The sequence below is a fragment of the Mycobacterium sp. genome (assembly GCF_046091765.1).
In the GTDB taxonomy this organism is placed as follows: Bacteria; Actinomycetota; Actinomycetes; order Mycobacteriales; family Mycobacteriaceae; genus Mycobacterium.
Window position 1 is genome coordinate 41,712 of the sequence record NZ_JBJTCF010000114.1, and the last position, 25,711, is coordinate 67,422.

Here is a 25,711-nt window from a genome sequence, read left to right on the forward strand (position 1 = left end):
GCATGCAGATCTCGGCCAAGCTGGCACCCACGTTCGGCTACCGGGAGCTGGAGAGTTTCTGGCGCAGTGCCGATGAACTCGGCTTCGCCGCGGTGTGGGACTACGACCACTTCTACGGGCTGGTGGACGACCCCACCCCGACCCTGGAGGGGTGGACGACGTTGGCCGCGATGGCCGTCGTCGTCCGGCGTGCCCGGGTGGGCTGCATGGTCTCCGGGGTGACCTACCGCAACCCGGCGGTGCTGGCCAAGATGGCCGTGACCGTCGATCACATCAGCGGGGGGAGGCTGGAGTTCGGCCTCGGCGCGGGCTGGCACGAGGCCGAGCACCTCGGATACGGGATCGACTTCCCGAGTCCCGGTGCGCGGGTCGCGATGGTCGACGAGGCCCTCACGGTGATCCGCCGGCTCTGGACGGAGGACTCGGTGACTTTCGAGGGCCGGTTTTTCACCCTCGTTGACGCGCTGTGCGAACCCAAGCCGGTCCAGCGGCCACACCCGCCGATCGTCGTCGGCGGTTCGCAGCCCAAGATGCTGCGGGTGATCGCCCGCCACGCCGACGAATGGAACATGCCCAGCCACGACGGGCCGCGCGAGTGGGCCCAGGCCAATGCCCGCCTCGACGAGGCGTGCGCGGAGGTGGGCCGCGACCCGGCCCGGGTGCGGCGTTCGGTCCAGCTGTTCCTGCACCCCCGCGATCCCGAGCAGGTGGAGGGACAGCTCGCGCTGCTGCCGGACTACCGCGAACTCGGCTGTCAGCACGTCGTGCTCTCGTTCTATCAGCCGCCCTCGCCCGAACTGCTGCAGCGCTGCGCGCAGCTGCGGCCGGATTAGTCGCCGGGTTCGATCCGCGCGCTGGGCGCCCCGGTCTGTTCGAGGGCCTCGGCCTCCAGGGGCGCGGTGCCCCGGCGGGACTGGCGCAACCGGCGCTCCAACCGGGTCGCGGCGGCGGACAGGACGAAGTTCACGCTGATCATCAGCAGCGCGATCACGATCAGCGCAGGGATGTAATTGCCGTAGGTCGAGCCGATCACCGTGCCCTGGCGGACCATCTCGACAAAGGTGATCTGATACCCGATCGCGGTGTCCTTGAGCACCACGACCAGCTGTGAAACCAGCACCGGCAGCATCGAGGCGATCGCCTGCGGCAGCAGGATCGCCCGCATCGTCTGGCCCCACCGCAGGCCCAGCGCGGAGGCGGCCTCGGTCTGGCCGCGCGGCAGCGCACCGACGCCGGCCCGGACGATCTCGGCGATGACCGCGCTGTTGTACAGCGTCAACCCGGTGACCACACCGGCCAGCGCCAGGTACTTCGACGGAAAGACGTCGTAGAGCGCGAACAGGAAGTAGGCGAAGATCATCATGATCAGCACCGGAACCGCGCGAAGGAATTCGACGATCACCGCGCACGGCCAGCGGATCCCGCCGACCGGGGAGAGCCGTCCCACCCCGAGCAGCAGACCAAGAATCAGGGCAAGAACGATCGACAGCGCAGCGGCGGTCAGGGTGCCCTGGATTCCCGGCAAGACGTAGGTCCGCCACAGGTCGGCAGTCAGGAACGGCTTCCACTTGGCCGCGGTCAGCTGTCCCCGGCTGGCAAGTTTGTCGATGACCAACCAGACCAGCCCGGCCAGTGCCGCCACCGTCACCGCGGTGACCAGCCGGTTGCGGATTCTCGCCCGCGGCCCGGGGGCGTCGAACAGTACCGAGGCGGCCATCAGCGCACCACCGCCCAGCGCTTGCCGAGCCAGCCGGCGAGAAGTCCCAACGGAAGGGTGAGAATCACAAAGCCGGTGGCGAAAATGGTGCCCACCGCGATCAGGGCGGCGGTGTTCTCGATCATCTCCTTCATCAGCAGAGCCGCCTCGGCGACACCGATCGCCGAGGCAATCGTGGTGTTCTTGGTCAAGGCGATCAAGACCGAACCCAGCGGGACGATCACCGCCCGGAAAGCCTGGGGCAGCAGCACGACTCGCAAGTTCTGGGAAAACGTCAGCCCCAGCGAGCGCGCCGCCTCGGCCTGGCCCAGCGGAACGGTGTTGACCCCCGAGCGCACTGTCTCGGCGACGAAGGATGCGGTGTAGACCGTCAGCCCGAGAACCGCCAGCCGGAAGTTGCTGTCGGCGATCGACGTGCGCGAGGCCTGATCCGCCAGGGTGATGCCGAGTGTCTGTGCGAGCCCGAATGAACAGAACAGAATGATCAGCGTCAGGGGAGTGTTGCGCACGATGTTGACATACGCGGTGGCGATCCAGTTGAGCATCGGAACCGGCGACAACCGCATCGCGGCGATCAACGTACCCAACACCAGGGCGCCGAGTGCCGAGAGGACAGTCAGCTTGACGGTGACCCAGAACGCCTGCAGGATCGCCGACCGGTACTTGGCGAAGATCTCGAGCCGCTCAGGTGCGCTAGCGGCCGAGGTGTCTAGCGCCGGGGGCGGCGGGGCGGTGATCCCCGCCGGTCCGAGGTTGCGGTCGAAGGCCGCCTGCCAGCTGCCGTCCTTCTCCATCTCGACGATCGCATCGTTGATCTGCTTGCGCAGCTCGTTATTGCCCTTGAGTAAGCCGATGCCGTACTTCTCCTCGGAGAACGGCTTGCCGATGATCTTGAAGGCACCCGGCGTCTGGGCGGCGTACCCGGCCAGGATCACCTCGTCGGTGCTGACGGCATCGATCGCGCCATTGCGGAGCGCCTCGACGCACGCCGAGTAGGTGTCGTACTGCTGCAGCTGCACACCCGGGTACTTGTCCTTGATGCGTTGGGCGGGCGTGGATCCCGACACCGAACACAGCCTCTTGTTGTTCTGCAGCGACTCCGGGCCGGTGATGTCGGTGTTGTCCGCCCGGACCAGCAGGCTTTGGCCGGTCACCAGGTAGGGCCCGGCGAAGTCGACCTTCTGCTTGCGGGCATCGGTGATCGAGTAGGTGGCCACGATGAAGTCCACCTGGCCGTTGGCGATCAGCGTCTCCCGCTGCCCGGACGGGGCCTCTTTCCACTCGATGTCCCCCGGCTGGAAGCCCAGCCGGTCCGCTACGTAGGTTGCGACGTCGACGTCGAAACCGGCCAGCGTGCCATCGGGCTTCTTCACCGCCATCCCGGGCTGGTCGAATTTGGTGCCGATGCTGATCTTGGAGCCGTCGGCCCCGCAGCCGGCCAGGCCGAGCACGATCGCGACCGCGAGCAGGACGGCGGCCAGCAGTCGGGCGGACGGTCTCGGCATGGTAATCGTCCGCGCCTCAGTGATTGAGGATCTTGCTGAGGAAGTCTTTGGCGCGGCTCGACTTGGGTCTGACGAAGAAGTCGTCGGGGGGCGCGTCCTCCACGATCGCGCCGTCGGCCATGAAGACGACGCGATTAGCCGCCCGCCGGGCGAATCCCATCTCGTGGGTGACCACGACCATCGTCATGCCTTCGCCGGCCAGTGAGGTCATCACGGCGAGGACCTCGTTGACCATCTCCGGATCCAGCGCGCTGGTCGGCTCGTCGAAGAGCATCACCTTGGGATCCATTGCCAGCGATCGAGCGATTGCCACCCGCTGCTGCTGCCCGCCGGAGAGCTGCGACGGGTACTTCGCGGCCTGATTGGCCACCCCCACCCGTTCCAGCAGTTTCATCGCCTGTGCCTCGGCCTGGCCCTTGTCCTTCTTGCGCACCATGACCGGGGCGAGCATGACGTTCTCCAGCACGGTCTTGTGCGCGAAGAGGTTGAAGGACTGGAACACCATCCCGACGTCCGAGCGAAGCTCGGCTAACTTGCGGCCCTCGGCGGGCAGTGTCTCGCCGTCGATGGCGATGGAGCCCGAGTCGATGGTCTCCAGCCGGTTGATCGTGCGGCACAGGGTCGACTTCCCCGATCCCGACGGCCCGAGAACCACGACGACCTGACCCCGGTCGATCTCGAGGTTGATGTCCTTGAGTACGTGCAGCTCGCCGAAGTGCTTGTTGACACCTTTGACCGCGATCATCGGCACCGGGGAGTCGCCTGCCATGCCCGGTGACCCTACTGCGATCCTCGTCTGCTCGCTTGGCGATCGGGGGTTTCCCCCGGGGGCGTGGTCTCTCCTACGATGAGATCCGTGATGCCGATGATGCGACAGGACCGCGGGGATGCGCCCGACCGACCGCGCACCTATCAGGTCCGCACCTACGGGTGTCAGATGAACGTCCACGACTCCGAGCGGCTGGCGGGGCTGCTGGAATCGGCGGGGTATCTCCGCGCTCCCGACGGCGTCGATGCGGATGTGGTGGTCTTCAACACCTGTGCGGTGCGGGAGAACGCCGACAACAAGCTCTACGGCAACCTCAGCCATCTGGCTCCCCGCAGGCAGACCGATCCGGATATGCAGATTGCCGTCGGCGGGTGTCTGGCGCAGAAGGATCGCGAGCGGCTCCTGCAGAAAGCGCCCTGGGTCGATGTGGTGTTCGGCACGCACAACATCGGCTCGCTGCCGGTGCTGCTCGACCGTGCGCGCCACAACCGGTCGGCCCAGATCGAGATCGCCGAGGCGCTGACCGAGTTCCCGTCGAATCTGCCGGCCGCGCGTGAATCGGCGTTTGCGGCGTGGGTATCCATCTCGGTGGGGTGCAACAACACCTGCACGTTCTGCATCGTCCCGTCGCTGCGTGGCCGGGAGGAGGACCGACGGCCCGCCGACATCCTCGCCGAGGTCCGCTCGCTGGTCGACCAGGGCGTGCTGGAGGTGACTCTGCTCGGGCAGAACGTCAACGCCTACGGGGTCGGCTTTGCCGGCGATGAGTCCGCAGACCGGGGAGCCTTCGCGTCGCTGCTGCGCGCCTGCGGGCGGATCGAAGGACTCGAACGGGTGCGCTTCACCTCCCCGCACCCGGCCGAGTTCAGCGACGACGTCATCGAGGCGATGGCGAAAACCCCGAACGTGTGCCCCGCGCTGCATATGCCGCTGCAATCGGGTTCCGACCGCATCCTGCGGGCGATGCGGCGCTCCTACCGGGCACAGCGATACCTCGGCATCCTGGAGCGGGTGCGACAAGCCCTGCCGCACGCCGCCGTCACCACCGACATCATCGTCGGATTTCCCGGCGAGACCGACGAGGACTTCGCCGCGACACTGGACGTCGTCCGATCGGCCCGCTTCGCTGCCGCGTTCACCTTCCAGTATTCCAAGAGGCCGGGAACACCGGCGGCCGAACTCGACGGCCAGGTGCCGAAGGAGGTCGTGCAGGAGCGCTATCAGCGGCTCGTCGACGTGCAGGAGCAGATTTCCCTGGAGGAGAATCAGGCCATGATCGGCAGTACGGTCGAGGTTCTCGCCACCGGAGAGGGCCGCAAGGATGTCGCTACTGCGCGGATGACCGGACGCGCGCGGGACGGGAGGCTGGTGCACTTCCGCCCCGGCGTGCAGGCCGTCCGGGCCGGTGATGTCGTCACCGCGAGCATCACCGGAGCCGCGCCGCACCACCTGATCGCCGACGCCGCGCTGCTGTCACACCGGCGGACCCGCGCCGGCGACGCGCACGCCGCGGGTCGGCGTCCGCGAACGGTCGGCCTCGGCCTACCGTCGGTGCGAACATGAGCGTCCCGGGCGGTTCTGAGGACTTCGACGCCTATCGTGCCGAACTGGAGGCGGCGGAACGTCGCGTCGCGGGGGAAATTCAGCCGGGCGCACGAGCCGTGGTGGTGGCCGTCCTCGTCTTCGCACTGCTGGTGACATTCGTCCTGCCGCACACCGGTCCGGTCCGCGGGATCGACATCATCGCCGGCGACGGACGCGCAGCCGACGTCCGCATCGCGCTGCCCTCGAAGGTCTTCACCTGGCTGAGTCTGTTGTTCGGGGTGGGTGTCTCGATGTTGGCGCTGTTGACCCGGCGCTGGACGCTGGCGCTGCTTGCCCTGGCCGGCTGCGGTCTGGCCAGCATCACGGGGATGTTGGCGATCTGGTCGCGGCAGACCGCGGTAGCGGGCCAGCCCGGCCCCGGCGCCGGACTGGTCCTCGGCTGGATCACGGTGATCGTGCTCAGCTTCCATTGGGCGCGGGTGGTCTGGACGCGCACCGCGGTGCAACTGGCCGCCGAGGCGCAACGCCGCGAGGAAGCCGCCGATGAGCAGCGCCGGTCGCTGCTGGACAGCCTCGATCCGCCGGGCGACGACGATCCGCCGCGAGGTCCCCGCCCGCATTAGCGCCTGCGGGTGACCGCCTGGGCCGCTGCCGCGGCCCATTCCCGCCACTGCTCGGCGTTGGCGCGGGCCTCCTCGGCCTCCTTGGTGCGGCCGGCCGCAGCGGCTTTCTGCGCCTGACGCTCGAACTGCTCGACGCGGGCCTGGAACTGTTCTGCGCGGGCCTGCGCCTCGGAGTCGGGTCGCGCGGGCTCGGCGGCGTCCCGAATCTTCTTCTCCACGGCCCGGAGTCGCCGCTCCAGGTGCGCGCCGCGTTCCCGCGGCACCCTGCCGATGGCCTCCCACTTCTCGGCGATCGCGCGCAACTCCGCGCGGGCGCTCTCGCGGTTGGCGGGATCGATTTTCTCCGCCTGGGTCAACAGGTTTTCCTTGGCCTGGGCGTTGGCCCGGTGCTCGGCATCACGTGCGGAACTGGCGGCGTTGCGGGTCTCGAAGAAGGTGTCCTGGGCTGCTTTGAACCTTTTCCACAGTGCCTCGTCGGTGTCCTTGGATGCTCGGCCGATGGTTTTCCATTCGGTGAGCAGGTCCTGGAATGCCGCCGCGGTGGCAGCCCACTCGGTGGATGTGGCCAGTTCCTCGGCTCGTGCGCACAGTTGTTCCTTGGCGCCGCGGGCGCCCGCCCGTTCCCGGTCGAGCTCGGAGAAGTGTGCTCCGCGGCGCCGATTGAAAGCGTCGCGGGCCGCCGCGTACCGCTTCCACAGCGCATCGTCGGTCTTGCGACCCAGCCCGCTGATCGTTCGCCATTCCTCGAGGATGGCGCGCATCCGGTCACCGGCGACCTTCCACTGCGTGGAGTTGGCGGCCAGTTCCTCGGCTTCGGCGGCCAGAGCCTCCTTGCGGGCGGTCTGTGCGGCGCGCTGTTCGTCGCGCTGCTGACGCTCGCTCTGGGCTGTCTCGGCGGCCTGATTGCCGATCGCGGCCAGCCGCGCGGCAAGCGCCTCGACGTCGCCGAGAACGCTGGCGGTGGGCAGAGATTCGGCCAGCGCGTCGGCCGCCGCTTTGATCTTGCGGGCGTCGCCGGTACCCGACGCCAGCCGGGCCTCCATCAGAGCGACCTCGGTCGCCAGGTCGTCGAATCGGCGCCCGAAGTGGTCGAAGGCAGCCTCAGGGTCGCCGGCCTGCCAGGAACCCACCACCCGTTCGCCGGCCGGCGTGATCAGAAACACCGTGCCGTCGTCGCCGACCCGGCCGAACCGGCGTGGGTCGCTGGCCGGCGGCGCCACGATCGCGGGCGGCACGCCGGGGGTCGGCCGCTGCGGTCCGGGCCGCGGGCCGGGTTTGGCGGGTCCGCAGGGATGCGAGACGTCGGCTGTCATCGACTGACGTTCACCGCTGACCTCCACATCCGGGTATTGAACCAGTTCGCCGACGCGTGTGTGCCAGGGTTGCCGCGGCCCGTCCGTCCGCCGGTAGCGTTGAGCGTGTGCTGGCGTCGATCGCCCTGACCCCGTCCGCCCCCGTGCTGGTGCCCGAACTTGCCGGTGCGGCTGCCGCCGAGGTGGCCGAGATCCGCGACGCCGCGATCGCGGCAGCGTCGGCCCTGCCCGATCGCTGGATCGCGATCGGAGTCGGGTCGCACGACGATGTGCTCGCCGATGCCCGCGGCACATTCGCCGGCTACGGAGCCGATGTCGCGGTCGCGCTGTCGCCTGGGGCGGCAGGCCCCGTCGCCGCGCTGCCGCTGTGCGCGCTATTCGCCGGATGGCTGCGCGGGCAGGCCAATGCCGGCGGTGCCGTGTCGGTGCGGGTGCACCGCGCAGATCTCGACGCCGAGCAGGCCGTGGACCGTGGCCGGCTGCTGCGCGACCTCATCGACGCCGACCCCGGACCGATCGGGGTCCTCGTCGTGGCAGACGGTCTACGAACATTGGGTCCCTCGGCGCCGGGCGGCGAGGATCCCGACGCTGCGCCGGTGCAGGCCGCTCTGGACGACGCCTTGGCGGCCGGCGACACGGCCGCGCTGACCGGCCTGCCCGACGGTGTCGTGGGCAGGGTCGCCTATCAGGTACTGGCGGGCCTGGCCGGATCCGGGCCGCGTTGCGCGCGCGAGCTTCTCCGCGGCGCGCCCTACGGCGTCGGCTACTTCGCTGGCGTCTGGCTGCCATGACGAGCAGGCCGATCGCGATCATCGGCCCGACCGGCACCGGCAAGTCCGAACTCGCGGTGGAGGTCGCCGGCCGGATCGGCGGCGAGGTGGTCAACGCCGACGCCATGCAGCAGTACCGGGGCATGGACGTTGGCACCGCGAAACTTCAGCCGGAACAGCGACGCGGTATCCCGCACCATCAGCTCGACGTGCTCGAGGTGACCGAAACCGCGACCGTCGCGCGATACCAGCAGGCGGCGGTCGCCGACGTGGAGTCGATCTCCGCACGGGGTGGCGTCCCGATCATCGTCGGCGGTTCGATGATGTACATCCAGTCTCTGCTGGACGACTGGGAGTTCCCGGCGACCGACCCGGCGACGCGGGCACGCTGGGAGCAGCGGCTCACCGAGGTCGGACTCACCGACCTGCATGCGGAACTGGCCCGCCGCGATCCGGCCGCCGCCGCCGCGATCCGGCCTACCGACGGCCGGCGGATCGTTCGGGCCCTGGAGGTCGTCGAACTGACCGGCCAGCCGTTCGCTGCGTCATCCCCGAGCATCGGGCAAGCCCGCTGGGATGCCGTAATCGTCGGAATCGACTGGGCCACAACGGCTCTTGACCTTCGGATCGCGGCGCGCACCGATGCAATGTTCGAAGCCGGGCTGATCGAAGAAGTAGCCTCGCTGCTGAGCGGGGGCCTGCGCGACGGTGTCACTGCGTCCCGTGCGCTGGGCTACGCCCAGGTCATCGACGCCCTGGACGCGGGCGGTGGGCACGAGGCCCTGCGTGAGGCCCGTGATCGCACCTTCACCGGTACCCGCCGTTACGTCCGCCGGCAGCGGTCGTGGTTTCGCCGGGATCACCGGATCCGGTGGCTCGACGGTTCGTCGGCCGGACTCGCCGAGGCCGTGCTGGAGAGCTGGCACGACGTATCCTGATCGGGTGGCGCGTGGAATCCCGGAGTGGCGCGAATGAGATTCGCCAAGGGCCACGGGACTCACAATGATTTCGTGCTGCTGCCTGATCCGGCGGCAGAATACGTTCTGGACCCCGCGGCGGTCGCCGCACTGTGCGACCGCCGCCGTGGACTCGGTGCCGACGGCGTGATTCGGGTCACCTCAGCTGCCGCGGCGCTGGCGGCGGGGGTGCTCAAGAGGTTGCCCGACGGAGTTTCGGCGGCGGACTGGTTCATGGACTACCGCAACGCCGACGGCTCGGTGGCCCAGATGTGCGGCAACGGTGTACGGGTTTTCACCCACTTTCTACGGGCCAGCGGTCTGGAGCATCGCGACGAGTTCGTGGTGGGCTCCCTGGCCGGGCCCCGGCCGGTGGTCGTTCACCGCGTCGACGAGGTGACCGCCGACATCACCGTCGACATGGGCAAGGTGACCCTGCTCGGCACCGGGAGCGCGACCGTCGGAGGACGGCACTTGGACGGGTTGAGCATCGACGTCGGCAACCCACACCTGGCCTGTGTGATTCCCGGCCTGACGACCGCGGGACTGGCCGAATTGGACATCGGCGCGCCGGTCGGTATCGACGCCGACCAGTTTCCCGACGGGGTCAACCTCGAGGTGCTGACCCCGCCGGTGGACCGGACGGTGTCGATGCGGGTGCACGAGCGCGGGGTCGGCGAGACCCAATCGTGCGGAACGGGGACGGTGGCGGCCGCGGCGGCAGGTCTGGGCCAACTCGGAGCGCAGACCGGGGACCTGCGGGTGGTGGTGGCCGGCGGTACGCTCGCGGTGGAGATCACCGACACGACCAGTTTTCTGCGCGGCCCGTCGGTCCTGGTCGCTGGAGGGGAAATCGCCGATGCGTGGTGGGCCGCCCAGGCGTGACGCCGAACCGGGGACGTTAATTGGGGTGCGCGACGTTGTACGGGCGTGACACCATCGGACATCGCCTATGACGGAATCTGATCTGAGCACCCCTGCCGCCGAGCCCAGCCTCGGCGAACTTGCCCTCGAGGACCGGACGGCACTGCGCCGTGTGGCGGGTCTGTCCACCGAGCTGACCGACGTCTCCGAAGTCGAGTACCGGCAGCTGCGGCTCGAGCGCGTCGTGCTCGTCGGGGTGTGGACCGAAGGGACCCCGTCCGACGCCGAGGCGAGCCTGGCCGAGTTGGCCGCGCTGGCCGAAACGGCCGGCTCGGAGGTTCTCGAAGGAGTCATCCAGCGCCGTGACAAGCCTGATCCGTCCACCTACATCGGTTCCGGCAAGGCCGCCGAGCTGCGGCAGATCGTCGTCGCGACCGGTGCGGACACCGTCATCTGCGACGGAGAGCTCAGTCCGGCCCAACTGACCGCGCTGGAGAGGGTGGTCAAAGTCAAGGTCATCGACCGCACGGCGCTGATTCTGGACATCTTCGCCCAGCACGCCACCAGCCGCGAAGGCAAGGCGCAGGTGTCGCTGGCTCAGATGGAGTACATGCTGCCCAGGCTGCGCGGCTGGGGCGAGTCGATGTCCCGGCAGGCCGGCGGGCGGGCCGGGGGCAGCGGCGGTGGAGTGGGACTGCGCGGCCCCGGTGAGACCAAGATCGAGACGGACCGCCGCCGCATCCGTGAGCGGATGTCGCGCCTGCGCCGCGAGATCGGCGACATGAAGCGGGTTCGTGACACCCAGCGCAGCCGTCGGCGGCACAGCGAGGTTCCGTCCGTCGCGATCGTCGGATACACCAACGCGGGCAAGTCCAGCCTGCTCAATGTGCTGACCGGTGCCGGCGTGCTGGTACAAGACGCCCTTTTCGCCACCCTCGAACCAACCACGCGCCGAGGCACTTTCGGGCCGCCGGGGGAGCGGGGCCGGACCTTCGTTCTCACCGACACCGTCGGTTTCGTACGTCATCTGCCCACCCAGCTCGTCGAGGCGTTCCGCTCGACGCTCGAGGAGGTCGTCGATGCCGACCTTCTGCTGCACGTCGTCGACGCATCCGACGTCAACCCGCTGCGGCAGATCGACGCCGTCCGGCACGTCATCCGCGAGGTACAGGCCGAACACCACTCGCCACCCGCCCCGGAGTTGCTGGTCGTCAACAAAATCGACTGCGCCACCGACGTGACGCTGGCGCAGTTGCGCCAGGCTCTTCCGGGGGCGGCGTTCGTCTCGGCCCGCACCGGGGAGGGGATCGACCGGTTGCGCGCCCGGCTCGCCCAGGCCGTCGAACCGCGCGAGGTCTCCGTCGACGTGACGATCCCCTACGACCGGGGTGACCTGGTCGCGCGACTGCACGGCGAGGGCCGCGTCGACGCGACCGAGCACACCGAACTGGGCACCCGCATCAAGGGCCGCGTCCCGGCCGCCCTGGCCGCGAGCCTGGGCCCCTACGCGACATCCTGATCGGCGTCGGGCGGCCAACCATCCGGTTGGTCTATCCTCGAAGGAGAGTCGGCGTCAGTCTCCGGAGGTCACCATGGGCAAGACGGGAACAGCTGTCAGTTACCCCCGCAATCTGTTCGAACCTGAGCACGATCTCTTCCGGGAGTCCTACCGGGCGTTCCTGGACAAGCACGTCGCGCCCTACCACGACCAGTGGGAGAAGGACAAGATCGTCGATCGGGGCGTCTGGCTGGAGGCCGGCAAGCAGGGCTTCCTCGGCATGGCGGTGCCTGAGGAGTACGGCGGAGGCGGAAACCCCGACTTCCGCTACAACACGGTCGTCGTCGAGGAAACCGTCGCCGGACGCTACAGCGGCCTGGGTTTTTCCCTGCACAACGACGTCATCGCCCCGTACCTGCTGGATCTGACCACCGAAGAGCAGAAGCAGCGCTGGCTGCCGCACTTCTGCACCGGGGAGATGATCACGGCGATCGCGATGACCGAACCGGGTACCGGAAGCGATCTGCAAGGCATCCGTACCCGCGCGGTTCGCGACGGCGACCACTACGTGCTCAACGGTGCGAAGACCTTCATCACCAACGGCATCAACGCCGACCTCGTCATCGTCGTGGCCCAGACCAACCCGGACAAGGGGGCGCAGGGCTTCTCGCTGCTCGCCGTCGAACGCGGGATGGAGGGTTTTGACCGTGGCCGCCACCTCGACAAGGTCGGCCTGGACGCGCAGGACACCGCCGAGCTTTCCTTCACCGACGTGCGGGTGCCCGTGGAGAATCTGCTCGGCGAGGAGGGTCTGGGATTCATCTACCTGATGCAGAACCTCCCGCAGGAACGCATCTCGATCGCCATCATGGCGGTAGCGGCGATGGAGGCGGTGCTGGCGGAGACGATCGGATATGTCAAGGAGCGGAAGGCTTTCGGAAAGTCGATCGGCTCGTTCCAGAACAGTCGATTCCTGCTTGCCGAACTGGCCACCGAAACCACCGCGGCCCGCATCATGGTCGATGAATTCATCAAGCTGCACCTGGACGGCAAATTGACCGCCGAGCAGGCGGCGATGGCCAAATGGTGGACCACCGAAGCGCAGGTCCGACTGGTCGATCGGTGTGTGCAGTTGCACGGCGGATACGGGTATATGCGGGAATACAACGTTGCGCGGGCTTTCCTGGATGCGCGCGTGCAGACGATCTACGGGGGAACCACCGAGATCATGAAGGAAATCATCGGCCGCAGTATCGGCGTCTGAACAGATATCTCGGCGCCCGCCCGACCGTCGCGGGCGCATCTCGGCCGCATTGGGGTTGAATCTCGATTTGGTTTCCGGCCTGTAATTGCTACCGCGTGTCGTGGTTGGCTATCCCGGAAAAACCCGATTCACCGGCCATTATGAAATGTGCAATTGTCTCGATTTGAATGGGAGACGGGGTATGAGCCTGCTACCTGATCGGTTGGTCAGGGTTGCCACGGGTATCGCGCTGGGTTTGGCGACGGTTCTTGCCCTGACGATTCCGGTCGCCCCCGGCGCCCATGCAAGCCCGGAGAGCGACGCCGCCGACGCCATCACCCAGGCGTGGGAGGCGGCCGGGGCCGACACCTCGGTGGTGGGCGCCCAGGACGGCGACGTCTATCAGGTCGGCAACGGCTACGCCCAGAAGTTCGCCAACGGCAAGATTTTTTTCACCCCGGACACCGGTGCCCATCTGATGTCGGGGGCGATCCTGGACAGGTACGAGTCGCTGGGCGGCCCGGCGGACAGTGACCTGGGTTTCCCCACCATCGACGAGGTGGCCGGCCTGATCGGACCGGACAGCAGGGTCTCCACGTTCAACGCCAGCGACAAACCGGCGATCTTCTGGACTCCCGACACCGGCGCCTGGGTGGTCCGGGGACCCATCAACGCGGCCTGGGACGCCCTCGGCGGCTCAGCGGGCACCCTGGGGGTTCCCACCGAGGACGAGCGCTACGACGGCACGGTGATCGCCCAGAAGTTCACCGGGGGCGAGATCTCCTGGGACATCAGCACCCAGACGTTCACCACTGACCCTCCCGAACTCGCCGACAGCCTGACCGGCTTGGAGGTTCCCTGGGACGTCACCACGCAGATCAACCAGGCGTGGCGGGCCAGTGGGGGTCTGGGCGGACCGCTGGGCGCGCGCCAGGGCGACCAGACAACGGTCGGTGACACCGGCGCCGAGCAGGCTTACGCCGGCGGCAAGATCTTCTACTCCCCGGAAACCGGTGCGCATGCGGTGACCGGCGCGATTCTGTCGAAGTACGAGTCGCTCGGCGGACCCACCGGCGGTCTGGGCTTCCCGGTCGGCACGGAGACGGACGGCGGCGTTCCCAACAGCCGGGTGAGCGCCTTCGGCGCCCCCGACAAACCGGTGATCTTCTGGACGCCGGACACCGGGGCGATCGTCGTGCGCGGTCCCATCAACGCCGCGTGGGCCAAGCTCGGCGGGGCGACCGGGCCTCTGGGACCGCCGACGGGTGAGCAATCCGTCGACGGCGACACCCTGACGCAGGGTTTCAGCGAGGGAGAGATTTCGTGGAATCGCGCCACGAAAGAGTTCAGCACCCGTCCCGCCGACCTCGCGGCATCACTCGCGGATCTGGAGCTTCCGGAAGCGACCGCGCAGGCACCGGCTACCACCGGCCCGGAGGTGAAGTCCGACAAGGGATTCCGCTGGCACTGGTGGTGGATCCTGATCGCGGTGCCGGTGCTGCTCTTGCTGCTTTTGCTGGCTGTGTCCGCACGCCGGCGCGGCGCCGGGGATGCGGCGTCCTACGGGTGGTCGACCCGAAACGAGGACGGGTATTTCGGCGGCGACGAGGACGCGATCGACACCGCGCCGACCCGCATTCCCACCGAGGCCGAACTCGCGGAATTCGGGGAGACGGCCTTCATCGAGGAGTCCCCCTATGACGCCGGCCGGCACTCAGTGGCCGACACGGATTTGGCGGCCGACTCGCCGGAGTCGTCGTCGGGGTTGTCTTCCCAGTGGGGACTGGACTCCGATGACTATGGCTGGACGCGTCGTCGTTACGCCGTAGAAACGGAGGAGGGCGAAGGGGAGCGCGCCGTCGCCGAAGAGGTCTCCGAGGAGATCGTGGCCGAAACCGTCATCGAGGTGGACGCCGAACCGGAGGGCCCGGACGGGGACGACGGGTCCGATGACGAGGCCGACTCGGCCGGACGGGCCGGGGAGGACCGCGAGGCATGGCGTCCGGCGATCCACCTTCCGCTGGCCGACCCCCTGCAGGCGCCCGAGGGGTACGCGATCAAGGGAAATACCCACTCGGGTCTGTACTACACCCCGGACTCACCGCTGTACGACAGCACTGTGCCGGAAGTCTGGTTCGCCAGTGCGGACGTCGCCGAGGCGAACGGTTTCGACAGGGCGCCTGACTAGATCTTGCGCATCACGGTGACGACCTTGCCCAGAATCACGGCGTCGTTGCCGGGAATCGGGTCGAAGACCGGATTGTGCGGCATCAGCCACACCTGCCCCGAGGTTCGTTTGAAGGTCTTGACGGTGGCTTCGCCGTCGATCATCGCGGCCACGACATCGCCGTTGTCGGCGACGTTCTGCTGACGCACGACGACCCAGTCGCCGTCGCAGATCGCCGCGTCGACCATCGAGTCGCCGACCACCTTCAGCAGGAACAGCGAGCCTTCGCCGACCAGCTCGCGCGGCAAGGGGAAAACGTCCTCGACGGCCTCCTCGGCCAGGATCGGACCGCCCGCCGCGATGCGTCCGAGCACCGGGACGAAGGCGGGTTCGGGAAGGGCGTCGGAGCCGGCGACATCAGTCCGGGCCGGCGCCGCCGTGGCGTCGTCGCCGCCGCGCACGTCGACGGCGCGGGGACGGTTCGGGTCGCGGCGCAGGTACCCCTTGCGCTCGAGGGTGCGCAGTTGGTGCGCGACCGATGACGTGGAGTTCAGACCGACGGCGTCGCCGATCTCGCGGATGCTGGGCGGGTAGCCCCGGGTGGTCACCGATTCGCGGATGACCTGCAGAATCGTGCGCTGGCGTTCGGTCAGGCCGGTGGCCGGGGGGGTTTCGCTGCGTGGACTCATGCCCGCAACATAGCCCGGAACACCGACAAAATCAAACATGTGTTCGACCGTGTCGCCCCGTGTCGCCCCGTGTCGCCCCGTTGTCGGACCTGTCGGTGGCCGGACCTATCCTCGCCAACACGACGATCATATGTTCGAAAAATGCGGCAAATCGAACATACTGTCGATTATAGTTCGATGAGATGTTCGAAGAGAGGAGCCGATATGACCGTCCTTGAGGATCGCCTCCAGGATCCCCGATCGCCCGCGGGGCTACCGGGGAGGACTCGGTCGCACCCCCGCACGGGCGGGCGCACCCGGCCGGCGCCGGCGCGCCCGCCGATCGCGGCACTGACCCCTCGCGGCTACCGGGGTTACGGGCTTGCCGTGTCGTGTGCCTCGCACGGTCCGCGCGGCCGGCGGGCGGTCAGTGCCACGGTCACGTCCGGCCTGGCCGGGCTGGCTGCGGTGATCACCCTGTCGTTGGGCCTGGTGGCGCACCTCAGCAGCGGGCCGTCGCCGGTGGAGGTCACAAGCTCAGAGCGACTGGCCGTGGTCCGGGTCGGGGCTGGCGAGTCTCTCCAGCAACTCGCCGGACGAATCGCCCCTCAGGCCCCTGCCGCCCGGGTCGTCGCGCGCATCCAGGAGCTCAACAAACTCGAATCGCCCGCGGTGCTCGCCGGGCAGACCCTGATCGCGCCGGTCGGCTAAGGCGCGGGCGATGTCCAGCCCAACCGTGTGCGCACCGACGCCGATCGGTCACCGCAACAGCGGCTATGCCCAGGTAGGCTCTCCTTCGTCCGACGCGGTTCTCGGCGACAGAGAGGGGACAGTGATGCATTGTCCGTTCTGTCGTCACTCCGACTCCCGGGTCGTCGACTCCAGGGAGACCGACGAGGGCGCGGCCATCCGCCGGCGTCGTTCGTGCCCGGAGTGCGGTCGGCGCTTCACCACCGTGGAGACCGCGGTTCTGGCGGTCGTCAAACGCAGCGGCGTCACTGAGCCGTTCAGCCGGGAGAAGGTGATCAGCGGAGTCCGCCGGGCCTGTCAGGGCCGGATGGTCGACGATGACGCGCTCAACCTGCTCGCCCAGCAGGTCGAGGACGCGGTGCGGGCGGCGGGTTCCCCGGAGGTCCCCAGCCACGACGTAGGCCTGGCCATCCTCGGTCCGCTGCGCGAGCTCGACGAGGTCGCCTACCTCAGGTTCGCCTCGGTCTACCGCTCCTTCACCTCGGCGGAGGATTTCGAGCGCGAGATCGAGACGCTGCGCGCCATGCGCAGCATCGGCACGTCGCACTGAGGCGCCGCCGCAACCCCGCTGTCCGGCGGTGCTCAGGTCTCGCCGTTGTCGGTGAACCCCTCCCGGAAGTCATCGGCGTGCTGGGCCAGGAATCGCTCGAACTCCGCGCCGAGTTCCTCGCCGCTGGGGAGATCTTCGTCGCGGGCGAGCAGCGACCTGTTCTCCTGGGCGGTGACGAACGCGTCGTACTGGCGCTCGAGCGCGGCGACGACCTGGGCGATCTCCGGTGAGGCATCAACCTGCTCATTGATCTTCCCGCGGACGACGGCGGCTGCCTCACCAAGGGCCTGCAGCGGCAGTTGCAGCGACGCGGATCGGCCGACTTGCTCGAGCAGCGCCTCGGCGGCCTCCGGGTAGTCGGTCTGAGCCAGGTAATGGGGCACATGCACGGTGAAGCCGACGGCCTGGTGCCCGTGCTGGCCCAGTCGATACTCGAGCAGGTTGGAGGCGCTGCTGGGAACCTGCACCTCACCCACCCAGGGTTGGTGGTCGGCGATCAGTTCGCGATTGATCGAATGGGCGGTCATCGTCACCGGGCGGGTGTGGGGGACCGCCATCGGGATGGCCCCCAGGCCGATGGTCCGGCCCACCCCCAGCCGCTCGGCCAGCAGTCGCACCGAGGTGACGAACCGCTCCCACTGCAGGTCCGGCTCCAGCCCCGCGAGGAGCAGAAACGGCGTGCCCAGGCTGTCGCGCAACGCGTAGAGGTTCAACTCAGGCTCGTCGTAGTGGGTGAAATGGTCGGTTTTGAAGGTCATCAGCGGCCGCCGCGACCGGTAGTCGAGTAGGTCGTCGATGGCGAAGGAGGCCACCAGCTCGGTGTCCAGGGTGCCTTTGAGATGTTCGGCGGCCAGCCTGATGGCGTGGCCGGCGTCGGAGAAGCCCTCCAGGGCGTGGATGAGTACCGGCGCCCGGCCGTCGGCCGACGACAGCTGCGGCGCCGGGATCTCCAGCTGGTACATCCGGTCGGGGTCGTTGTCCTGCCCGGGCTGGTCGGCCATGGGTATGCCTCCTCGCTTCCCTGGCTGGATAACGCTGCGGCGTCGGCTGTCGTTCCCGTTATCGCCCACCGGTCCGGTGGGGGCTATTCCCGGTACTGGTTGAGCGCCCGCAGCTTGTTCATCACGTCCAGTGCGGCCACCTTGTAGGCCTCGGAGAAGGTCGGGTAGTTGAAGACCGCGTCGACGAGGTATTCCACCGTTCCTCCGCACCCCATCACGGCCTGGCCGATGTGCACCATCTCAGTGGCGTTGCTCCCGAAGATGTGGACACCGAGCAGGCTCAGGTCTTCGGTGGACACCAGCACTTTGAGCATGCCGTAGGAATCACCGGCGATCTGGCCGCGAGCCAGTTCGCGGTAGCGCGAGACGCCCACCTCGTAGGGAATGGCGTCCCGGGTGAGTTCCACCTCCGTGGCGCCGACGTAGGAAACCTCGGGAATCGAGTAGATCCCGATCGGCTGAAGCGCGCGCATTCCGGCCGTCGGTTCGCCGAAGGCGTGGTAGGCGGCCAGCCGCCCCTGCTCCATCGATGTCGCGGCGAGAGCCGGGAATCCGATGACGTCTCCGACGGCGTAGATGTTGTCGACGTTGGTCTGGAATGTCCTGTCGTCCACCGTGATTCGCCCTCGTTTATCCGCCTCGAGTCCGGCGTTTTCCAGGTCCAGCTTATCGGTCTGGCCCTGTCGGCCCGCGGAGTACATCACGGTTTCGGCCGGGATCTGTTTGCCGCTGGCCAGTGTGGTGACCGTCCCGTGGGATCCGACCTCGACGGTGGTCACCGCCTCGCCGAATCGGAAGGTCACGGCAAGGTCGCGCAAGTGAAAGCGGAGCGAGTCGACGATCTCGGCGTCGCAGAATTCCAGCATCGAGTCGCGTTTCTCCACGACGGTCACCCGGGTGCCCAGTGCGGCGAACATCGAGGCGTATTCGATCCCGATCACGCCTGCCCCGACGACGAGCATCGACGCCGGGATTGCCTTGAGGTCGAGGATCTCGTCGGAATCCAGCACCCGGTTGCCGTCGAAGTTCACCTCCGGCGGGCGGGCGGGTGTGGTTCCGGTGGCGATGATGACGAAGTGGCCGCTGACGGTGACCCGCTCGGCGTGGGTGGGATCCTCGACCAGGATCGTGTGGCGGTCGAGGAACCGGCCGTGTCCGGTGTAGAGCTCGACGCCGTTGCGCATCAGTTGGCTGCGCACGACCTCGACTTCTTTGCCGATCACATGCTGGGTTCGGGCCAGCAGGTCACCCGGGGTGATCTTGTCCTTGACCCGGTAGCTGGCGCCGTACAGCTCGCGCTGATTCATCCCGGTGAGGTACATCACCGCCTCGCGCAGTGTCTTGGAGGGAATCGTGCCGGTGTTCACGCACACCCCGCCCAGCATCCGGCCGCTTTCGATGATGGCCACGCTCTTGCCGAGCTTGGCCGCCGCAATGGCTGCCCGCTGACCACCCGGCCCCGATCCGATGACGACGAGGTCGTATTCCACTCCCATGAGGACAACAGATACGCCGCTTTGCCGGATCTCGCACCCTGTCCGGGCCAAAACGCCCGCCGGAAGCCATCCACAGCCTGAAATCCCTCCACAGCCGCACCCGGCGGGGCTCTGCGGGCGAGGCCGATTGACGGCCACCGCTGACAGCGTCGGGGCATGACCACACACCCCCCGGAACCCCGCCTCACCCGCCCCGGTGCGCTGATCGCCGCGCTGCCTGCCGTCCTGGGCTTCGTACCCGAGAAGTCTCTCGTCGTGGTCTCCCTCGAGCGGGGCCTGATGGGGGCGGTTCTGCGGGCAGACCTGACGGCCGGCCTGGAATCTGACGTCGGTCGCCTCGCCGAGCTGGTGGCCAACTCGGGGGCCGACACCGCGGTGGCCGCCGTCATCGACGCCGACGGCGCCTCCTGCCCGATGTGCAACGACGACTACCGGCGGCTCAGCGATGCGCTGGCCGCCGAACTGGACAGCCGCGGCGTCGAGTTGTACGCCAGCCACGTGGTGGACCGGGTGGAGACAGGCGGCAGCTGGCACTGCGTTGACGGTTGCGGTGCCAGCGGAACCGTGGAGGACCCGTCCGCCTCGCCGCTGGCCGCCGCCGCGGTCCTCGACGGCCGTCGCCTCTATGCCCGCCGCTCCGACCTGCAGGCAGTGGTCTCGGTGGACGATCCGGCGCGCTCGGCCGCCCTGGTGGACGTGATCGTCGCGCAAGCGCTGCGGCGAGAGGGGCAGTGGAAAACCGATCCTGACGGATGCGGCCGGCGGGACGTCGAGGCGGCGATGATCGCCGCCACCCTGGTGGCCGAGGGTGGCGAGTTGAGTGACGCCGAGATCGCGGCGATCGCCTGCGGGCTGACCGACGGTGCGGTCCGCGACACGCTCTACGCCTTGGCCGTTGGCGAGCAGGCGTCGTGTGCGGAGGCGCTGTGGGCGCTGCTTGCCCGTACGCTCCCGGATCCGTGGCGCAACGAATCCCTTGTGCTGCTCGCGTTTTCGGCCTATGCACGCGGCGATGGGCCGCTTGCCGGACTGGCTCTGGAAGCCGCCCTGCACAGCAACCCCGGACACCGGATGGCGGGGATGCTCGACACCGCGCTGCAGTCGGGAATGCGGCCCGAGCAGATCCGTAAGCTGGCCAACACCGGATACCAACTCGCCCGACGCCTCGGTGTGCGGTTACCGGGCCGGCGGGCCGTCTAGCCCGACGCCCTAGACCTTCTCGACGATGACCGCGTGGGCCATCTCGTGGGGCAGCGTGACGTTCTGATGCCCGCCGACGACGATTGTCACGTCACCGGCGGAGGTCGTCTCGGCAAGCACCCGCGCATTGGGCACGACCCCGGCCTCCCGCAGGCGGCTGATGAGCGCGGTGTCGCCCTGAACGCGTTCGGTCAGTTGCCGGATGACCACCGCGACCGGGGTGCCGGCGGGCAGTTCGGTGAGCCGCACCGGATCGGCGGGATCGGGATCGACGCCGGCGTCCGCCAGCCCAAGCAGCGCGAGACCGGGAATGGGATTGCCGAAGGGGGACACCGTCGGGTTGTCCAGGACCTGCACCAGCCGGCGCTCGACGTCCTCGCTCATGACGTGCTCCCAGCGGCAGGCCTCGGCATGCACGTCCTCCAGTGGCAGCCCGATGATGTCGACCAGCAGGCACTCGGCCAACCGGTGCTTGCGCATCACCGCGATGGCGAGTCCACGTCCTTTCGCGGTCAGTTCGAGGTGCCGATCGCCGGCGACCCGCAGCAGGCCGTCACGTTCCATCCGCGACACCGTCTGGCTGACGGTCGGGCCGCTCTGCTCGAGGCGTTCGGCGATCCGCGCCCGCAGCGGCACGATGCCTTCCTCCTCGAGGTCGTAGATGGTGCGCAGGTACATCTCGGTGGTGTCGACCAGGTCGTTCATCAGGCCACCCTTCCTCGCACGCTGAGTTTACGTGTCTGACCGCGAAAAACTGTGTGCCCGCCGGACAACCGGCGGGCACACAGGGGTGGTGGGGTCGGGGGCTAGCTGGCGTAGGAGCGCAACCGGTCGGCGCGCTCACCCTGGCGCAGCTTCACCATCACCTCGCGCTCAATCTGGCGCACTCGCTCGCGGGACAGACCGAAGCGCTTCCCGATCTGGTCGAGTGTGAGGGGCTGGCCGTCGTCGAGGCCGAATCGCAACCGGATCACCTGCTGCTCGCGCTCATCGAGCGTGGTCAGCACGTAGCGGATATCGGTATGCAGCAACTCGGCGATGACGGCGTTCTCGGCGGACATCGCTTCGGCGTCCTCGATGAAGTCGCCCAGCGGAGCCTCCTCGTCGGTGCCGACCGGCATGTCGAGGCTGACCGGATCGCGGCTGTGCTCAAGCAGGTCGAGAATCTTCTCGACCGGGATACCCGACTCCTCGGCCAGCTCCTCGTCAGAGGCCTCGCGGCCGAGGGTCTGGTGCATCTCCCGCTTGATCCTGGCGAGTTTGTTGACCTGCTCGACCAGATGGACGGGCAGACGGATCGTGCGGCTCTGGTCGGCCATTCCGCGGGTGATGGCCTGGCGGATCCACCAGGTGGCGTAGGTGGAGAACTTGAAGCCCTTGGTGTAGTCGAACTTCTCCATCGCCCGGATCAGACCGAGGTTGCCCTCCTGGATCAGGTCCAGCAGGGGCATGCCGCGACCGGTGTAGCGCTTGGCCAGTGACACCACCAGCCGCAGATTGGCCTCCAGCAGGTGGCGCCGGGCGGCCTCGCCGTCGCGGGCGATGACGCCGAGGTCACGCTTGCGTTTCTCGCCGAGGCGCTTGCGGGTGTCGAGCAGGTGTTGGGCGTAGAGACCGGCCTCGATGCGCTTGGCGAGCTCAACTTCGTCCGCGGCGGTGAGCAGGGCGGTCTTGCCGATGCCGTTGAGATACACCCGCACGAGGTCGGCAGCAGGACTCTGAGCGTCCAGATCGCCCTGAAACTCGGTGGTGGTGCTCTTTGCCATGATGGCCTCCTGACAGGCTTTCGCTGTTGACCTGTCCAACGTCGGCCCTCCCTGCAGAGTTCCCGCATCGGGGCAAGGTCACACCCGCTGACGTGCGAAAAGGGCGTGCGGGTTTAAGAGTGTTCTGAGAAAGGCGGGGAAATCGCGCTCAGGAGGGCTGAGCCTCGTGCGGGTGTGCTGACGAGCCGCCCTCCAGGGCCGGGCGCTCGGCGGTCGGAAACAGCGCGATGCGGGTGGGCGCGTCGGGGAAGCGACGCGGTTCCTCGGCCCGCCGGGGCGGACGGTCGTTGGCGATGAGTACCGCCATCCACGGCAGCGGGATGGAGGCCGCCAGGATCGCCAGCGAAATCAGACCGTTGTGCCAGATGCCGTAGGCGATCGCGGCGGCGATGAAGGCCGGAATCCGCCAGAACATCAGGCTCAGGTACTTGCGGACCCGGCGGCGGTGCTGTTCCTCGTGGGACAGGGCGGCCCTGGTGATGAGTACCGGCCGGCCCTCGTCGTCGAAGAGCAGGTCCTGATCCGACCCGGGCATAGGAATACTGTCGCACATTCGCCCGCCCGGAATTGTTACGGCTGTCTTACCGGGCCGCGGGGCACTGGCACAATGGCGGTCATGCGGACGGACACCATTGAGCGCACCGATAGCGAGGAACGGGTCGACGACGGCACCGGCGACGACACCCCGAAGTTCTTCCACTACGTCAAAAAGGACAAGATCGCCGAGAGCGCGGTCATGGGGACCCATGTCGTGGCCCTGTGCGGCGAGGTCTTCCCGGTGACGAAATCGCCCAAGCCGGGATCGCCGGTCTGCCCCGACTGCAAGCGGATCTTCGACACCCTCAAGAGGGGCTGAGCGCGCTCGGCTGGGCCTCGGGCGCCCCGGCGGGCAGCGGGGTGGTCTGCCCGGAAACCCCGGATCGCCGCTCGCGCCACCTGCGCCGCACCCGGCGCCAGCGCGACTCCGGCGCGGGCCATTCCTCCTGAATCGCGGCGTTGAGCTCGGCTCCGATCATGACCGCGAACCCGAGGAAGAACGCGAAGAGCAGGAATGCGATCGGGGTGGCCAGGGCGCCGTAGGTGTAGCCGGTCTCGGTGATGTAGCGCAGGTAGACCCGCAGGCCCGCCGTCGCGATCAGGAACACCAGAGTTGCCAGAACCGCTCCCCAGACCAGCCGGTGCGTCGGCAGCGGGTCGGGCAGCGAGACCCGGTAGAGGATCGTCACCGCCACCACCAGGCCCAGGACCAGCACCGGGTAATACCCGAAGCGCAAGACGTTGTCCCAGCTGGCGGGAATGTACTCGGATACCTTGCGCGGACCCAGCGCTACCAGTGGTGCGGCCGCGATCACGGAGACCAGCATGACCATGTAGAGCCCCAGGGCGAAGAACCGCTGCCGCACCGGATGACGGAGCGGGGTCTGGTCGTGGGCCTCCACCACCGAGTCGACGAAGGCCGAGATGGCCGAGGATCCCGCCCACAGGCTGATCAGGAATCCCAGCGATACGACCTCGCCGCGTGCCCCCTGAACGATGTCGCGGATCGTCGGTTCGATGATCTCAACCACGATGTTCTTCGAGAAGAAGCTGTTCGACGTGCTGATCAGTTGGCGTTCGATGGCCGGAAGCGTGTCCGGTCCGAACAGCGGCGCGATGTAGGCGAGGCTTCCCAGCATGCCGAGCAGCAATGGCGGCAGCGACAGCACCGACCAGAAACCCGCCTGGGCGGATTCGGAGAAGATCGAGTCGTCCCAGCTTTTTGCCAGGGTCCGCTTGGCGATGCGCCAGGCGTGATGACGTGTCGGCTTGGCCTGTTTGCCGCTCTGTTGCTCCGTCATCGCCCTCCGCGGCCTTCCGCGCGCTAGTCGGTTGGCGGGGTGACTTCCAGGATGGCAGCCAGTTCGACGAGTTTGGCCTGGTGCTGGTTGGCGTGGTGCTGGCAGAACAGCAGTTTCGCACCCGAGCGCAGCGTGGCCCGGACCCGCGCCAGTGCACCGCAGCGGTCACAGCGGTCAGCCCTCGTCAGGCCCGGGCTGGTCACCGTTGCGTTCATGGGCACCTCCATTGCTGCCGGGCGCGCCGGATCGCGCATTCCGTCTACTGTCTCAGACGTTGCGCGCGGCGGCCTTGTTCCCGGGCCTCAACGCTGTGTCGTGTCTCACTGGGCTGTCTTGGCAATTCTGATCGTGCATTCTTGTCCCTTGTGCCGACATCCACCCGGACCGGACCCGAACTCCTGGTCCACCTCTGCGGCGCGCGGGACTGGGAGCGCGCCCGCCGGGCCGGCGAGCTGCGCCCCGACTCGCTGCAGGACGCGGGGTTCGTGCACCTGTCCACCCCCGCTCAGGTCCATCTGCCGGCGAACCGGCTGTTCGCGGGCCGCACCGACCTGGTGCTGCTCTACCTCGACCCGGGCCAGCTCGGATCGCCGGTGCGCTGGGAACCCGGAGTCGCCAGCGATCCTGAGGGCATGCGCTTTCCCCACCTCTACGGCCCGCTCCCGGTTCGCGCCGTGTTGGCGGTGCAGGCCTATCGCCCCGGACCCGGTGGGCGCTTCGACCCCCCGGTCCCCGGGTGAGGCCGAAGACTATCCACAAGCGCCGCCTTGAAGGGCGGGAAATGCAATCACATCGCGCCTGTAGCTGTTACTTTTCGCCATGGGCGTCTCCGCATACCGCGGCGGCGCCAGCGGCACGCCTCAGGAACCTGCACGGTCGGGGTCCGCGAGGTAACAGGAAGCGTGTCACCGGTTTCCTCATCCCCCCGGGAAACCGGCACCGCTTCTGGTGAAGGTGGCCGGGCGTTGTGTGACTGCGGGAGCCCCCCATCCCGTGGTCGGAGCGCAGCGCCCGGTCACCCCGCTACGGAGGGTGCGGATGAGCAAGCCCCCCACGCTGCGCGTGCTCGACGTCGGCGACATTCCGCTGCGCGAGGTGTCCGGTCTGGCGCTGCTGGGTTCGGATCTGCTCGCGGTCGGGGACAGCGACCCCGCCGTGTTCTCCGCGCCCCTCGAGCCGTGGCCGTTGCGCTGGACCGGGACGGACCTGGCCGGCCTGGCGCTGCCGGAGGGCGGCACGCAGTTCGAGGCGCTGGAGCCGGTGGACCGGGCGTCGGTGCTGATCCTGCAGGAGCAGCCCGCCCGGGTGCTGCACCTGGATCTCACCCGCCCCGCGCTGCTCGGCACCGTGCTGCTCGACGTCCCGGAGGATCACCGGCTGCGCGGGCAGTGGCTGGGCGACCGGTCGTCGCGCGGGGAGTCGTTGATCCTTGCCGAGCGGGGTCACCTTCTGGTCGTCAAGGAGAAGGACCC

The 25,711-nt window shown here is 68.3% G+C and carries 27 protein-coding genes and 1 pseudogene; 15 read left to right on the forward strand and 13 right to left on the reverse strand.

Features of this window, described 5'->3' with window-relative positions:
- Positions 1-2 precede the first annotated feature (2 nt).
- The gene (locus ACKOB8_RS12755) at positions 3-833 is read left to right on the forward strand and encodes a TIGR03560 family F420-dependent LLM class oxidoreductase (protein WP_526377775.1); all 831 of its coding nucleotides are present in this window, start codon (positions 3-5) and stop codon (positions 831-833) included.
- Here the strand turns inward: ACKOB8_RS12755 and ACKOB8_RS12760 are convergent.
- The 4 genes and pseudogenes from ACKOB8_RS12760 to ACKOB8_RS12775 form a co-directional block, all read right to left on the reverse strand.
- Entirely contained in the window at positions 830-1,717 is an 888-nt protein-coding gene (locus ACKOB8_RS12760; protein ID WP_526377777.1) for an amino acid ABC transporter permease, read from the reverse strand. The two genes, ACKOB8_RS12755 and ACKOB8_RS12760, sit on opposite strands and share 4 nt — an antisense overlap.
- Positions 1,717-2,391: an amino acid ABC transporter permease gene (locus tag ACKOB8_RS12765; RefSeq protein WP_526377830.1), complete on the reverse strand. Its 675-nt coding sequence runs from the start codon at positions 2,389-2,391 to the stop codon at positions 1,717-1,719. The genes ACKOB8_RS12760 and ACKOB8_RS12765 overlap by 1 nt, the downstream gene beginning before the upstream one ends.
- 33 nt (positions 2,392-2,424) lie before the next feature.
- Positions 2,425-3,222: pseudogene (locus ACKOB8_RS12770) on the reverse strand (glutamate ABC transporter substrate-binding protein); the annotation flags it as partial.
- Positions 3,223-3,238: 16 nt separating this feature from the next.
- The gene (locus ACKOB8_RS12775) at positions 3,239-3,967 is read right to left on the reverse strand and encodes an amino acid ABC transporter ATP-binding protein (protein ID WP_526377832.1); all 729 of its coding nucleotides are present in this window, start codon (positions 3,965-3,967) and stop codon (positions 3,239-3,241) included.
- A gap of 114 nt (positions 3,968-4,081) precedes the next feature.
- Between ACKOB8_RS12775 and miaB the strand changes: the two genes are divergently transcribed.
- Both miaB and ACKOB8_RS12785 read left to right on the forward strand, forming a co-directional pair.
- A complete protein-coding gene (gene miaB / locus ACKOB8_RS12780; protein ID WP_526377779.1) occupies positions 4,082-5,554 on the forward strand; it encodes a tRNA (N6-isopentenyl adenosine(37)-C2)-methylthiotransferase MiaB in 1,473 nt (490 codons plus the stop codon).
- On the forward strand, positions 5,551-6,159 hold the full coding sequence (locus ACKOB8_RS12785; protein WP_526377781.1) for an Rv2732c family membrane protein: 609 nt from the start codon (positions 5,551-5,553) through the stop codon (positions 6,157-6,159). Before miaB ends, ACKOB8_RS12785 begins: the two co-directional genes overlap by 4 nt.
- On the opposite strand, the gene ACKOB8_RS12790 is transcribed toward ACKOB8_RS12785, so the two are convergent.
- Entirely contained in the window at positions 6,156-7,472 is a 1,317-nt protein-coding gene (locus ACKOB8_RS12790) for a DUF349 domain-containing protein (protein ID WP_526377783.1), read from the reverse strand. The genes ACKOB8_RS12785 and ACKOB8_RS12790 overlap by 4 nt on opposite strands.
- A 107-nt stretch (positions 7,473-7,579) precedes the next feature.
- On the opposite strand from ACKOB8_RS12790, the gene ACKOB8_RS12795 reads away from it, so the two are divergent.
- The 6 genes from ACKOB8_RS12795 to ACKOB8_RS12820 all read left to right on the forward strand — a co-directional run bounded on the left by ACKOB8_RS12795 (position 7,580) and on the right by ACKOB8_RS12820 (position 14,991).
- Positions 7,580-8,263 (forward strand): class III extradiol ring-cleavage dioxygenase family protein, encoded by a 684-nt coding sequence (locus ACKOB8_RS12795; protein WP_526377785.1) that lies wholly within the window; start codon positions 7,580-7,582, stop codon positions 8,261-8,263.
- Positions 8,260-9,180 (forward strand): tRNA (adenosine(37)-N6)-dimethylallyltransferase MiaA, encoded by a 921-nt coding sequence (gene miaA / locus ACKOB8_RS12800; RefSeq protein ID WP_526377787.1) that lies wholly within the window; start codon positions 8,260-8,262, stop codon positions 9,178-9,180. Before ACKOB8_RS12795 ends, miaA begins: the two co-directional genes overlap by 4 nt.
- A gap of 33 nt (positions 9,181-9,213) precedes the next feature.
- Positions 9,214-10,083: a diaminopimelate epimerase gene (dapF, locus tag ACKOB8_RS12805; RefSeq protein ID WP_526377834.1), complete on the forward strand. Its 870-nt coding sequence runs from the start codon at positions 9,214-9,216 to the stop codon at positions 10,081-10,083.
- A gap of 67 nt (positions 10,084-10,150) precedes the next feature.
- Positions 10,151-11,581, forward strand: a complete 1,431-nt coding sequence (gene hflX, locus ACKOB8_RS12810; RefSeq protein WP_526377789.1) for a GTPase HflX — start codon at positions 10,151-10,153, stop codon at positions 11,579-11,581.
- A gap of 73 nt (positions 11,582-11,654) precedes the next feature.
- A complete protein-coding gene (locus ACKOB8_RS12815; protein ID WP_526377791.1) occupies positions 11,655-12,824 on the forward strand; it encodes an acyl-CoA dehydrogenase family protein in 1,170 nt (389 codons plus the stop codon).
- Positions 12,825-13,005: 181 nt separating this feature from the next.
- Entirely contained in the window at positions 13,006-14,991 is a 1,986-nt protein-coding gene (locus ACKOB8_RS12820) for an LGFP repeat-containing protein (RefSeq protein WP_526377793.1), read from the forward strand.
- Here the strand turns inward: ACKOB8_RS12820 and lexA are convergent.
- Positions 14,988-15,659 (reverse strand): transcriptional repressor LexA, encoded by a 672-nt coding sequence (gene lexA / locus ACKOB8_RS12825; RefSeq protein WP_526377795.1) that lies wholly within the window; start codon positions 15,657-15,659, stop codon positions 14,988-14,990. The two genes, ACKOB8_RS12820 and lexA, sit on opposite strands and share 4 nt — an antisense overlap.
- Positions 15,660-15,863: 204 nt before the next feature.
- Between lexA and ACKOB8_RS12830 the strand changes: the two genes are divergently transcribed.
- Complete coding sequence (locus ACKOB8_RS12830) at positions 15,864-16,349, forward strand: LysM peptidoglycan-binding domain-containing protein (RefSeq protein ID WP_526377798.1); 486 nt, start codon at positions 15,864-15,866, stop codon at positions 16,347-16,349.
- 124 nt (positions 16,350-16,473) lie between these two features.
- Positions 16,474-16,938 (forward strand): transcriptional regulator NrdR, encoded by a 465-nt coding sequence (nrdR, locus tag ACKOB8_RS12835; protein WP_526377800.1) that lies wholly within the window; start codon positions 16,474-16,476, stop codon positions 16,936-16,938.
- 32 nt (positions 16,939-16,970) lie between these two features.
- On the opposite strand, the gene ACKOB8_RS12840 is transcribed toward nrdR, so the two are convergent.
- Together ACKOB8_RS12840 and sthA are read right to left on the reverse strand one after the other, a co-directional pair.
- Positions 16,971-17,939, reverse strand: a complete 969-nt coding sequence (locus ACKOB8_RS12840; RefSeq protein ID WP_526377802.1) for a proteasome assembly chaperone family protein — start codon at positions 17,937-17,939, stop codon at positions 16,971-16,973.
- 83 nt (positions 17,940-18,022) lie between these two features.
- Complete coding sequence (sthA, locus tag ACKOB8_RS12845; RefSeq protein WP_526377804.1) at positions 18,023-19,435, reverse strand: Si-specific NAD(P)(+) transhydrogenase; 1,413 nt, start codon at positions 19,433-19,435, stop codon at positions 18,023-18,025.
- Between the two features lie 156 nt (positions 19,436-19,591).
- Between sthA and ACKOB8_RS12850 the strand changes: the two genes are divergently transcribed.
- Positions 19,592-20,635 carry a DUF4192 family protein gene (locus tag ACKOB8_RS12850; RefSeq protein WP_526377806.1) on the forward strand — a complete coding sequence of 348 codons (1,044 nt, stop codon included), beginning with the start codon at positions 19,592-19,594 and terminating at the stop codon, positions 20,633-20,635.
- Positions 20,636-20,644: 9 nt separating this feature from the next.
- Here ACKOB8_RS12850 and ACKOB8_RS12855 read toward each other — a convergent pair whose 3' ends face one another.
- From ACKOB8_RS12855 to ACKOB8_RS12865, 3 genes are all read right to left on the reverse strand, one after another.
- Positions 20,645-21,340 (reverse strand): iron-dependent transcriptional repressor DtxR, encoded by a 696-nt coding sequence (locus tag ACKOB8_RS12855; protein ID WP_526377808.1) that lies wholly within the window; start codon positions 21,338-21,340, stop codon positions 20,645-20,647.
- A gap of 101 nt (positions 21,341-21,441) precedes the next feature.
- Complete coding sequence (locus ACKOB8_RS12860) at positions 21,442-22,401, reverse strand: sigma-70 family RNA polymerase sigma factor (protein WP_526377810.1); 960 nt, start codon at positions 22,399-22,401, stop codon at positions 21,442-21,444.
- A 148-nt stretch (positions 22,402-22,549) separates the two neighbouring features.
- Complete coding sequence (locus ACKOB8_RS12865) at positions 22,550-22,936, reverse strand: DUF3099 domain-containing protein (protein WP_526377812.1); 387 nt, start codon at positions 22,934-22,936, stop codon at positions 22,550-22,552.
- Positions 22,937-23,017: 81 nt separating this feature from the next.
- Between ACKOB8_RS12865 and ACKOB8_RS12870 the strand changes: the two genes are divergently transcribed.
- Positions 23,018-23,257: a DUF3039 domain-containing protein gene (locus ACKOB8_RS12870; RefSeq protein ID WP_526377814.1), complete on the forward strand. Its 240-nt coding sequence runs from the start codon at positions 23,018-23,020 to the stop codon at positions 23,255-23,257.
- Here ACKOB8_RS12870 and ACKOB8_RS12875 read toward each other — a convergent pair.
- Positions 23,244-24,239 carry a YhjD/YihY/BrkB family envelope integrity protein gene (locus ACKOB8_RS12875; protein ID WP_526377816.1) on the reverse strand — a complete coding sequence of 332 codons (996 nt, stop codon included), beginning with the start codon at positions 24,237-24,239 and terminating at the stop codon, positions 23,244-23,246. The genes ACKOB8_RS12870 and ACKOB8_RS12875 overlap by 14 nt on opposite strands.
- 23 nt (positions 24,240-24,262) lie before the next feature.
- Positions 24,263-24,454 (reverse strand): DUF7455 domain-containing protein, encoded by a 192-nt coding sequence (locus ACKOB8_RS12880; protein WP_526377818.1) that lies wholly within the window; start codon positions 24,452-24,454, stop codon positions 24,263-24,265.
- Positions 24,455-24,604: 150 nt separating this feature from the next.
- Here ACKOB8_RS12880 and ACKOB8_RS12885 point away from each other — a divergent pair, with 150 nt between their 5' ends.
- Both ACKOB8_RS12885 and ACKOB8_RS12890 read left to right on the forward strand, forming a co-directional pair.
- The gene (locus ACKOB8_RS12885; RefSeq protein ID WP_526377820.1) at positions 24,605-24,979 is read left to right on the forward strand and encodes a DUF952 domain-containing protein; all 375 of its coding nucleotides are present in this window, start codon (positions 24,605-24,607) and stop codon (positions 24,977-24,979) included.
- A gap of 298 nt (positions 24,980-25,277) precedes the next feature.
- Positions 25,278-25,711, forward strand: a 434-nt coding sequence (locus ACKOB8_RS12890) for a hypothetical protein (RefSeq protein ID WP_526377822.1), incomplete at its 3' end; no start/stop codon positions are given.